Below are 9,914 nucleotides of genomic sequence, written 5' to 3' on the forward strand. Positions count from 1 at the left end.
GGCCGTCTGAAAAAGCTTTCAGACGGCCTTTTGCATGCAATATTTATAATAGAAAATGGGGCAAACGCGCCGCTCAAGCATTGCTTTCATAAGCCAGCAAGAGTTTTTTTAACAGCATAGAAAGCTGCGTTTGCTCTGCTTGGCTTAAAGGTGAAGCCAAAGATTTTTCCACATTCAGATGGGTGGGTGCTGCTGATTCAATCAGCTTTTTTCCCTCACCCGTTAATTGCACAATCACACCGCGCCGGTCGTTTTTATCCGGCAAGCGTACGATTAATCCGCGCGCCTCAAGGCGGTTGATGCGGTTGGTCAGGCCGCCGGATGAAATCATCACCAAGCCTTGCAGCTGGCCTGCGGTTAGCTGGTGGGGGACGGTTTTTCGGCGCAATGCCGCCAACACATTGAATTCCCCGATATTGAGTTGGTAGTGCGATAGGTTGGCCTCCAATTCGCGTGAAATGAAGTAATTGAGCCGGACGATGCGGCCGATGGTTTCCGTGCCGCCGGTGTCTAAATCGGGCAATACGGTGTGCCAGTGCATAATCAATTCATCTATCAGGTCTTTTTCTTTTCTTTCTTGCTGCGCCATACATATTCCTTGCTTGGTTGCGTGTTGTTTATCTGTGTGTGCCATTTATCGTGAAATAAAGAAGTGCTGCGGCTTGCTGCCTTGCACTTCTTTATTTATTCCGATGTATTGTAATTCAGTTTATTTTGATATGGAACTATTTTTACCAAAAAATCTTTATATTAAATATCTTTACATCAAACATCTTTGCATTAAGATAAATTTTTGAGTAGAATCGTTTGTGTAGGTTATTAATGTTTTGATTCTTTAGGAGTGATGAGTATGAAAACGGCTATTCGCGGTGCGATGTTAACTTTTAAAGCAGACCCTTTTTTCCAAGATTTGAAGGACTGCATGGTTTATGAATCGGATGCGGTGATTGTGATGGAGGCAGGGAAGATCACCGCTGTGGGCAAGGCTGATGAGGTGTTGACCACTTTGCCGGCCGATGTGGAAGTCACCCGCCATACCGACAGCATCATCATGCCCGGCTTTATCGACAGCCATGTGCATTATCCCCAAACAGAAATGATTGCCGCCTACGGCGAACAGCTGATCGACTGGCTCAATAACTATACCTTTATCGTTGAGCAAGGCTTTGCGCAAAAAGCGCATGCGGCAGAAGTGGCCAAGGTGTTTTTGAATGAACAGTTTAAAAACGGCGTGACCTCGTCAACCGTTTATTGCACCGTGTTCCCGCAATCGGTGGATGCGATTTTTGAAGAAGCCGAAAAATACGATATGCGTATTATGGCCGGCAAAGTATGCATGGACCGCAACGCGCCGGTAGCGCTGCTGGATACCCCGCAGCGCTCATATGACGAATCCCGCGCTTTGATTGAAAAATGGCACAAAAAAGGGCGTGCGGAATATGTGATCACCCCGCGCTTTGCGCCCACTTCTTCTGTGGCGCAATTGGAAATGGTCGGCGCGCTGGCGCAAGAATTTCCAGACACGCTGATTCAATCCCACGTTTCGGAAAATGTTAACGAAGTGGCTTGGGTGAAAGATTTATTCCCCGATGCGCGCGACTACACTGATGTGTATATGAAATACAACTTGCTGCGCGAGCGGGCGATTTATGGCCATGGCATTCACTTGACCGAAGATGAATTGTCGATATTCAGTGAAACCGGCTCGGCCATTGCGCATTGCCCCACTTCAAATTTCTTCTTGGGCTCGGGCTATTTCAACGTGAAAAAAGCCAAAGACCCGCGCCGCCCCGTGCGCGTCGGCCTGGCAACCGATTTGGGCGCGGGCACCAGCTTCTCTATTTTGCAAACCATGAATGAAGCTTATAAATCGGCGCAATTGAATGGCTATGCCTTGTCGGCTGGGCACGCTTTTTATCTGGCCACCCGCGGCACTGCCGAAGCGCTGCGTCTGGAAGACAAAATCGGCTCAATCGAAGTTGGCATGGAGGCCGATTTGGCCGTGATCAACCTGAAATCCACCCCCATCATTGAATACCGCATGCGCTATGCCAAAAATTTGGAAGAAACGCTTTTTATTCAGATGACATTGGGTGACGACCGTGCAATCGCGGCAACTTATGTTGCCGGCAAGCCGGTATATACGGCACCTGCGAATTAATCTTTTCTTCACCATAACGTTTCCTCCGGCGAACGATAAAAACCGGGGGAAACAGGAGTAAAAAATGAGTAATGCTCAAGTAAATTCACCCAAATTGGGTGGTGGCCGCGCATGGCTGGTATGGACGATTGCGGTGGCGTTTGTGGTTTGGCTCTTTAATGTGCAAACCGGCTACGCCATTTTGAATAACAGCGTGGCGCAGTCTTTGAATCTGCGTATTGATCAAATCGGTTTGATTGCTGCGGTTTACACCTGGGTGTTTGCCATCTCCCAGCTGTTTGCCGGTGCGTTGCTGGATAAATTGGGCAGCCGAAAAGTGTTGCTGCCGGCCATTGCGCTAGTGGCTATCGGGGTATTTTTATTTGCCTTTGCGCAAAGTTTTGAAATGCTGTTGTTGTCGCAAGTGATTTTGGCATTGGGCTCTTGCGCGGGCTTTGTGGGTGCGGGCTATGTGGGTGGCACTTGGTTTGGCATGGCCAAATTCGGCATTATGTTTGGCTTGGTGCAATTGGTGGCGGCCTTATCTTCCGCCTTTGGTCAAGCGGCTTTTGACGTTGCTTTGAGCACTTGGGATTGGCGCACGCTGATTACAGCATTCGGCATTTTCGGTGTGGCTTTGCTGCTCTGCGCCGTATTGTTTGTGCGTGACCCCGTGCCGGTTAGCAGCCAAAATCTTTCACCGGTTAAATTTGTCGGCTCCGTATTTGCCGCCATTACCGAAGTATTGAAAAAAGTGCAAATCTGGGTGATTGGTTTTCAGGGCGCCATCACCTTTGGGATGATGTTGGCCTTAGGTGTGGTGTGGGGGCCGAAATTGATGATGGCGCACGGTTTAACGGAAAGCGCCGCCAATCATGCAACGGCTTGTTTGTGGCTCGGCCTTGCCGTGGGCAGCCCGCTTATCAATAAAATTTCCGATATGCTTAAATCGCGAAAATGGCCTATTGTGATTTCCACCTTGATTCAATTGCTTGTTTTAGGCTTGGCGATTTATATGCCTATGTCGCCCACCCTCGCTATGGTGCTGTATTTCATCTTTGGTTTTGCCAATGCCGGCCACATGCTCAACTTTACCGCTGCCGGTGATAATGTGCCGCCCCGTTTGATCGGCACTTCCGCATCCATTGTGAATGGTTTGATGTTTGTGCTGGGCGGCTTATTAATGGGTTTGCCGGGTAATTTATTGAGCGGCACCGAAGGGCTGCTTGCCGATTATCAAAATGCCATGCTGGTTTGCATAGGGGCTTTGGCGGTTGCGCTGGTAATCTCGCTCTTTATTAAAGAGTGTTACCCCAAAAACCAATAAGTTGAAACGGGGCGGAATGCCCGCCCTGCTTCAACCTTTTTATCAAACCCTTAAAAATTGATTCACATTAACTTCAAAGCATCTTAAATTTAATAAAATTAATTACTTAATTTTATTATTCATCGTAAACAGACCCCAGCATTTGCAGGAGCAGCAGTATGCAAACCGCAACTTATCCGCCATCCCGCCCGCTTGCATGGCTTAATTGGTCAATCGCAGTCAGCTTTGTGATATTGGTATTCGGCTTCCAAACAGGCTATGCCATCACCAATGCCAAAATGGCGCAAAGCCTGCTTTTAACGGCTTCCGATATCGGTTTGATCGGCTCGATGTATACGGTGTGTTTTGCCGTTAGCCAGCTCGCTTCGGGCTCATTGTTGGATCGTTTGGGCGCGCAGCGGGTGTTGCCGGTGGCCTGCACCCTGCTTACCGTGGGTGTGTTTTGTTTTGCCTATTCCACAACCTTAACAGGGCTGCTGCTGGCGCAGGTTTTAATCGCCATGGGCGCATCTTTCGGCTTTATCGGCGCCGGCTTTGTGGGCGGCATGTGGTTTGCACCTGAGCGTTATGGCTTTATGTTTGCCTGTGTTCAGTTTGTTGCCTCGCTTTCGGCTTTTTTCTCACAACAAGTATTAAACCATGTTTTGGTAAAACTGCCTTGGGATTGGGTGATTAACGGCATCGGCATGCTGGGCTTGTGTGTGCTGTTGCTGATGTTTTTATGGCTGCGTGATCCGCCTCATTATCAAAGCCATAAAGAAGGCATTCAAAGCATCCCCTTATTCGCAAAAAGCATCCTACATGATGTGGCAACCGTAATCCGCGTGCCGCAAATGTGGCGCATCATGCTGATTGGTGCCTGCTCTTTCGGCGTGATGCTGTGCGTAGGCGTGGTGTGGGGTCCTATGCTTTTGCTCAATCACGGCTTGCTGGAAAGCGAGGCCAACACCGCCGTTTCGCTAAGCTGGCTGGGGCTTGCCTTTGGTGCGCCGGCATTTGTTTGGTGGGGGCAGAAAGCAGGTCAAGCCAAAAATGCCCTGATGGCAGGATTGATTATCCAGCTGGTGTGCATCGCCTTTTTAATCTTTGCCAAAGTACCCGGCGCTTGGGGCTGCTACAGCTTGATGTGGCTTTGGGGCTTTGCCGCCGGTGCATCCATGCTGCCATTTGCGCTGGCAGCCAAACAGGCCGGCTCCGCTTATGCAGGCACTTCTGCCGCCTTGGTGAACGGCAGCCAATTCTTAACGGCGGGGATATTGATGTCTGTCCCCGGCGAATTGCTCACCCGAGGCATTAGCGCCGACATTCAGACGGCCTTAACCATATTGCCCATTCTCTTAATCATCGCCATCTTGCTGGTGCTCGGGCTGAAATATCCGGCTGTTATGGAAAAGGAATCGGCCAGTTGAGATGATGCCGCTTGAAATAAATCACGCTGCCGCAATACAAAAAGCGGGCATCTGAACATCTTACGATGGGAAAATTTTTTGAATAAACCGAGGCCGTCTGAAAACATATGTTTCAGACGGCCTTTGTTAATTTCCAAGCAAGGTGTGTGATGCCAGCCACGCACGCGGTTGCAACGTTTCCAAAAACGCGTGCGTGCCTAGGGGCACACACCCTACGCACGCTATAAGCATCATCGGCGCAAATTGGTTAATATAGCTCGTACCTCATCGGAAAACACCGCCAAATCTTCATCAGTCAAGTAACCGTAATTGTGATGCCGCATCAGTTTGAGACCCATATCGCTAAACCTGTCGGTATACCAAAAATCAAAATCTTTGCAGACTTCTTTGGCCGCTTTGCTGAGCGCCCACACATCATCGGTATTCTCCAAACACGCCACCTGCTCGGCCAACCTTGCCTTTGCCGCGGCAAATTCCCGATCGCCCGCCTTATTTAAAGCCGCATGAGCAGCAGCGCGGTCGGATTTTTTATTCCAAACAGTCATGTAGGTTTCCTTTTTTAAAACAGGTTGTGTTCGGATATTTATTTTATCAAGGCCGTCTGAAAAAATATGGCTTTGGCAAAAACTTTATTTTAATGGCTCAGGCAGTTGCTTCAAACCCGTAAATGGTAGCGTGGGCTATACCCGCGAATAGCCATGCAAAGCAACAAGGTTAGCTGAAAGTAAATATTTTATTTTTTTTCGTGGGCATAGCTCACGCCACTACGCTTGCTTTTCAGACGGCCTAAACTTCCGCAAACCGTTCACGCAGCAAACACATTTTGTAGGATCGGGTTTGATACCCACCCGTTGTCGGTATTGCGTATCTCGTGGGACGGGCGGATATGAAATCCGCCCCTACGGGTTTTTCTGGTAATCCAGCAGTGCCGTAGGTCGGATTCTCGAATCCGACATTTTCCTGTTTCAGCAATCGTTTTCAGACGGCATCCATTTTGTCGGATACAAGTATCCGACCTACGCTTGCTTAACTCGCGCATACCCCGCCCGCTGCCGCCGAATCCGCCAACCATTATTTGCTGCCGGCTTTTACCTTTTTCAAAATATGCGCATAGCCTTGGTGCCTGATTTTGGCGTTTTTGGAAACATATTCCGCCCTATTATCCCTAGCCCGATGCGCCTCACATCTTCTTTCGTTTTTGGTCAGCACTTCAAACGTATCCACATCCGCCACATCCGCCAACCGCCCGTTAAACCAAATGCCGTGGCCGTCTTTGGCAAACAGCCGGTCTATCACGGCAAACGTAGCCGCATCGGCTGCGATTTTTCTGGCATAGAAATAAACGCTGTTTTTATCTTTGGCATAAATCTCATTCAACACTTGAAACGTAGCCACATCGACATCTCTGAGCGCAATAAAGCAGCCGTCATGGTCAAAATTAAAGCCGGACACCTTGGTATTGTAAACAGGGTAGTCATACAAATCTTTATCATCTTTAAAATAATAAAAAATCCGGTTTTCGCTTTGATAATGATGAGCCGAGAGCGGTTGCAGCCGCCGGTAAAAACCTTCAGCGCAATTCCACCAAGCCGCCTTATCACCATGATTTTGCGCAAGATAGCGCTTGATTGGCTCGGTTTCCTGCGTCATGTCGATAACGTTGCAATATTCAATAAAATGCCCGTTGTAGTGATACAGATTTTGCAGGTCGGCAAAATAATCACCGCTGATGGTGGCCGGCAGAAAAAACAGATTATCCATATCGGCCGCTGCAAAAATCTGCAAGCCCTCCCCGCTGCCGCTCAGCGCATAAACAGCATGTGCATCTTTGGCCAAGCAGTGGGACACCACTTCAAAAGAAGCATAATCCGCACCGGGCACCTTGGCCGGCTTGTTGCTTTTGTTCAGATAATAGATATGGGTTTGGTCTTTGAGAAAGTAACGGTTTTGATTCGATAGCATTTGCAAGGAGTCGGGCATGATTATTCACCTTTTCGGCACAGCAAGCTGATAGCCGTATCCGCTGTTTTCAAATTGGAAACAATATAGCTTTTCAGGCAGCCTTGGTTTATGGCCAGCAACCACCATAAAATAGCAGGGTGCGCCATGCGCACCGGATTTGGGTGAAATGCTGCATGGAACGCACCCTACGCTTGTTATTGTTAACAGTTTAAATCACGTATTTTTATCATAAATTCATATAAATTGGATGCGATAAGCAATTTGCTATCATGGCCAATCGCCCAAATATGAAGTTCTGGAGATTTAGTTGTGTCCATAAAATAATTCATATCCATGTCATCGCTTGAAATGGGAATAAATTTTTTATTTTCAGCGCCAATTTGATTATAAGATTGAAGCTGTTGGGTAACAGTAACCACATTTTGCCAAAATGGAGGATTTGCTTCATCTTGAGCAGGCAATCCATAAATTTCTATTCCATTGCCCATGAGAGCGCCAAACTCGTATAAAAATTGTTTATATTCCTCCGGAAAAGACACTTGCAGTTCATTTTCAGCCGCTGCAACAATCTTTTTAGAAACTGGCCCCAATACCGTGCACTGTGAAATCAATAATTTAAATGATTCCTTATTATTCATGAGGATACCTATAGTTTAATAAGATTTCTCTTTTCCAGAATTAATGTTTTCTCAGGCAGCCTTCACTCCCCCACCGCCCCAAACAACAACCCTTCCTTAATCCCCCGAATCTGATCACGAATCACCGCCGCTTCTTCAAACTGCAAATCCCGTGCGGCGGCTTGCATGGCTTTTTCGAGTTTGGCGATTTCTTTGAGTGCGTCGTCTTCGTTGCGGATTTCGCCCACTTTCACCTTGTTTTTGCCTTTGCCGCGCCCTTTGCCGCCGCTCTCTTCGTGATACACACCATCGATGATGTCTTTCACTTTTTTGACGATTTGCTGCGGCACGATGCCGTGTTCTTCGTTGAACTTGGTTTGTTTTTCGCGGCGGCGTTCGGTTTCGCCGATGGCGGCTTTCATGGAATCGGTGATTTTGTCGGCGTATAAAATCGCCAAGCCATTCACATTACGGGCGGCGCGGCCGATGGTTTGGATGAGGCTGCGGTGGCTGCGCAAAAAACCTTCTTTGTCGGCATCGAGAATCGCCACCAATGATACTTCGGGGATGTCCAAGCCTTCGCGCAGCAAGTTGATGCCCACCAATACGTCAAACAGCCCTAAGCGCAAGTCGCGGATGATTTCCACGCGCTCTACGGTGTCGATGTCGCTGTGCAGATAGCGCACTTTCACGCCCAATTCGCTGTAATAATCGGTAAGCTGCTCGGCCATGCGCTTGGTGAGCGTGGTGACGAGCACGCGCTCGCCTTTTTCTTTGCGGATGTTGATTTCGCTGAGCAAGTCGTCTACTTGGGTGCCCACGGGGCGGATTTCGATAAGCGGGTCGACCAGGCCGGTGGGGCGCACCACTTGCTCGACCACTTGGCCGGCGTGCTCTTCTTCATATTTGGCGGGGGTGGCGGACACGAACACCGTTTGCGGCATGATGCGTTCGAATTCGGGGAATTTGAGCGGGCGGTTGTCGCGGGCGCTGGGCAGGCGGAAGCCGTAGTCGACCAGGTTTTGCTTGCGGCTGGCATCGCCTTTATACATGCCGCCGATTTGGGTAACGGTAACGTGGCTCTCGTCGATAAACATAATCGCATTTTTGGGCAGATAGTCCATCAGCGTGGGTGGCGGCTCGCCTTCTTTTTTGCCGGAAAAGTGGCGGCTGTAGTTTTCAATGCCTTTGCAAAAGCCCATTTCATAGAGCATTTCCAAATCGAAACGGGTGCGCTGCTCGATGCGCTGGGTTTCGACGGGGCGGTTTTCCTGGGTGTAGAAGGCCACGCGTTCGCGCAATTCTTCTTTGATGCTCTCACAAGCGCGCAGCACGGTGTCGCGCGGGGTGACATAATGGCTGGAGGGGAACACGGTGTAGCGCCCTACTCTTTGCAGGCTGCCGCCGGTGAGCGGATCAAACAGCTCGAGGCGGTCGATTTCGTCGTCAAACAGGCTGATGCGCAGCGCCACATCGGCGCTCTCGGCGGGATAAACATCAATCACATCGCCGCGCACGCGGAACGAGCCGCGTTTGAAATCCATGTCGCCCCTGTCGTATTGCATCGAAACCAAAATGGAAATCACGTCGCGCTGGCTGATTGAGTCGCCTTCTTTAACAGAAAGCACCATTTGCTGGTATTCAGTGGGGTCGCCGATACCGTAAATGGCCGACACGGTGGCCACGATAATCACATCGTCGCGCGTCATCAGGTTTTTGGTGGCGGAAAGCCGCATTTGCTCGATGTGCTCATTAATCGCCGAATCTTTTTCGATAAACAGATCGCGGCTCGGCACATAGGCTTCAGGCTGATAGTAATCATAGTAAGACACGAAATATTCCACTGAATTTTCGGGGAAAAATTCGCGCATTTCGGCATAAAGCTGCGCCGCCAGCGTTTTGTTGTGCGCCATGATGATGGCCGGGCGGCCGCTTTGCGCAATCACATTGGCCATGGTGTAGGTTTTGCCGGAGCCGGTTACGCCCAAAAGCGTTTGATACGCGAGGCCGTCTGAAAGCCCTTCGAGCAGGCCGGCGATGGCGGTGGGCTGGTCGCCGGCGGGGGCAAAAGGCCGGTGCAGTTTGAAAGGGCTGTCGGGATATTGGATGATGTCCATAATGCGGCTCGGTGGCGGTGGCGGAAACCGTGATTATAGCAAACCCCGGCCTGCCTTTTCAGACGGCCTTGCAGAATTGCCTCGCTGCAAACGGAACATCTTTTCTTCCATGGCGTGTGGAGAAAAATACCTATTTGATGTTTTGTTGAGTGAAAAGTGGCAAAGAAAAGTTAACCGCAGCATGAACTTTCACGGCGTTTCCTTATCCTATCGCCGTAACAACTTTTCCGGGCGCTTATTTTTCATATATTGATTCGGCAATTAAATATTGAAATGTTTATGCAGCATACTTCACCTTCGGATCTCTAAAATACGCAGCCACCCGTTGAGGATGGTTCTCCA

General features: G+C 49.4%; 8 protein-coding genes. 3 read left to right on the top strand and 5 right to left on the bottom strand.

Features of this window, described 5'->3' with window-relative positions; translation table 11 throughout:
- Positions 1-73 precede the first annotated feature (73 nt).
- Positions 74-589, bottom strand: a complete 516-nt coding sequence (locus EV680_RS05900) for a MarR family winged helix-turn-helix transcriptional regulator (protein WP_132953816.1) — start codon at positions 587-589, stop codon at positions 74-76.
- A 261-nt stretch (positions 590-850) separates the two neighbouring features.
- Here EV680_RS05900 and guaD point away from each other — a divergent pair, with 261 nt between their 5' ends.
- The 3 genes from guaD to EV680_RS05915 all read left to right on the top strand — a co-directional run bounded on the left by guaD (position 851) and on the right by EV680_RS05915 (position 4,876).
- Positions 851-2,161 (top strand): guanine deaminase, encoded by a 1,311-nt coding sequence (gene guaD / locus EV680_RS05905; protein ID WP_165870915.1) that lies wholly within the window; start codon positions 851-853, stop codon positions 2,159-2,161.
- A 64-nt stretch (positions 2,162-2,225) separates the two neighbouring features.
- Positions 2,226-3,467 carry an MFS transporter gene (locus EV680_RS05910; protein ID WP_132953818.1) on the top strand — a complete coding sequence of 414 codons (1,242 nt, stop codon included), beginning with the start codon at positions 2,226-2,228 and terminating at the stop codon, positions 3,465-3,467.
- Positions 3,468-3,625: 158 nt separating this feature from the next.
- Positions 3,626-4,876: an MFS transporter gene (locus EV680_RS05915; RefSeq protein ID WP_132953819.1), complete on the top strand. Its 1,251-nt coding sequence runs from the start codon at positions 3,626-3,628 to the stop codon at positions 4,874-4,876.
- Positions 4,877-5,106: 230 nt separating this feature from the next.
- Here the strand turns inward: EV680_RS05915 and EV680_RS05920 are convergent, their stop codons facing one another.
- The 4 genes from EV680_RS05920 to uvrB all read right to left on the bottom strand — a co-directional run bounded on the left by EV680_RS05920 (position 5,107) and on the right by uvrB (position 9,572).
- A complete protein-coding gene (locus EV680_RS05920) occupies positions 5,107-5,421 on the bottom strand; it encodes a hypothetical protein (protein WP_132953820.1) in 315 nt (104 codons plus the stop codon).
- Between the two features lie 526 nt (positions 5,422-5,947).
- Positions 5,948-6,856: a DKNYY domain-containing protein gene (locus EV680_RS05925; RefSeq protein WP_132953821.1), complete on the bottom strand. Its 909-nt coding sequence runs from the start codon at positions 6,854-6,856 to the stop codon at positions 5,948-5,950.
- Between the two features lie 182 nt (positions 6,857-7,038).
- On the bottom strand, positions 7,039-7,476 hold the full coding sequence (locus tag EV680_RS05930; protein WP_132953822.1) for an SMI1/KNR4 family protein: 438 nt from the start codon (positions 7,474-7,476) through the stop codon (positions 7,039-7,041).
- A 62-nt stretch (positions 7,477-7,538) separates the two neighbouring features.
- Positions 7,539-9,572 (bottom strand): excinuclease ABC subunit UvrB, encoded by a 2,034-nt coding sequence (gene uvrB / locus EV680_RS05935; protein WP_132953823.1) that lies wholly within the window; start codon positions 9,570-9,572, stop codon positions 7,539-7,541.
- Between the last annotated feature and the right edge of the window lie 342 nt (positions 9,573-9,914).

Origin of the sequence: Uruburuella suis, assembly GCF_004341385.1 — a bacterium.
Taxonomy (GTDB): domain Bacteria; phylum Pseudomonadota; class Gammaproteobacteria; order Burkholderiales; family Neisseriaceae; genus Neisseria; species Neisseria suis.